This window comes from Streptomyces sp. NPDC057271 (assembly GCF_042668715.1).
Classification (GTDB): domain Bacteria; phylum Actinomycetota; class Actinomycetes; order Streptomycetales; family Streptomycetaceae; genus Streptomyces.
The window spans coordinates 1-1,034 of the sequence record NZ_JBHUYJ010000271.1; the positions used below are offsets into that span (position 1 = coordinate 1).

The 1,034-nt window shown below is 71.0% G+C and carries 1 pseudogene; it reads right to left on the reverse strand.

Annotation, left to right across the window (positions count from 1 at the left end):
- A pseudogene (locus tag ACFUJR_RS39405) lies at positions 1–1,019 on the reverse strand (hypothetical protein); the annotation flags it as partial.
- Positions 1,020–1,034 lie beyond the last annotated feature (15 nt).

Consider the following 1,034-nt stretch of genomic DNA (forward strand, 5'->3'; position numbering starts at 1 on the left):
TCGAAGGCTTCGTCCTGTTCGGCACGGTGAAGTGCATGGCGTACCGCCCACACGCACTGGAGGACCTCCACGCGCTGTCGCCGCTCCTCGTTCAGAGGCTGGGCGTCTGGTGCCGAGTAGTCGGCCAGTAGCTGCCAGGCTCTGGCTGTCAGTTCGCCGTGGCGGTCCCGCGGCATCTGGGAGCTGGCCGTGAGGAGCTGTGCCGGCGTCATGGCGTTCACCGCGGAGGCCGCCGGGGACAGGTACCGCCGCACGTCCTCCATTCGTGACGTGCTGCCCTGCGCCTGTGTGGAGCTTTGGCCTGTCTGCCGTGTCTGCTCGGTCTCCTGGGGGCGGGTGCCGCCGAGCAGGCCCTTGGGCCGCTGGAGGCCGCGGTCCCGGCGGATTTCTTCGGCCATGTCCGTGGCTGTCTGCTGGCCGGCGCTTGTCAGTGCCTGGGCCACGGCGACGACGGTCCAGTCCTTGAGGTGTCCGTGACGGCCGGGGTCGCCCGTCGTGTCGAGGAGGGTCGGGAAGTGGATGGTCTCGGCGACGATCTGTCGTGCCTGAAGCACCTGGCCGGGTGTGAGGTCGCGGTAGGGGCCCGCTTCGAACGCCAGAAGTGCTTCGGTGTCCAGGACACCGGACAGCTCCTGGAGGGAGCGCAGGCTTTCGGGGGTCCTGTCGATGGCGAAGGACTCGGGCTCGGTGGCGGTGACGGGCTCGGGCGCGGTGACGGGTTCGGGTGCGGTGACGGGTTCGGGTGCGGGGGCGAAGTCCGCGAGGACCCGAGCGCGGTCTTCGGGCGTCTGAAGGGGGTTGAGGTCACGGGCCGTGTTCAGGACGTCCGCGAAGAGGGCGGGGTTCTGCGTGCGCAGCTGGGCCGGGGACAGTGTGAGGACGGTGGTGGTCTCGGGCCGGTCCGCCACGAGGCGTGCGACCGCCTCGTTCCACAGGGCCTCGGCCACCGGTGCCGGGGCCTTGTCCAGCCGTCTGGCGAAGTCCTCGACGCCGGCCGTCACGGGGGCGGGCGGCGTCACCGTCACCGCGGTCCG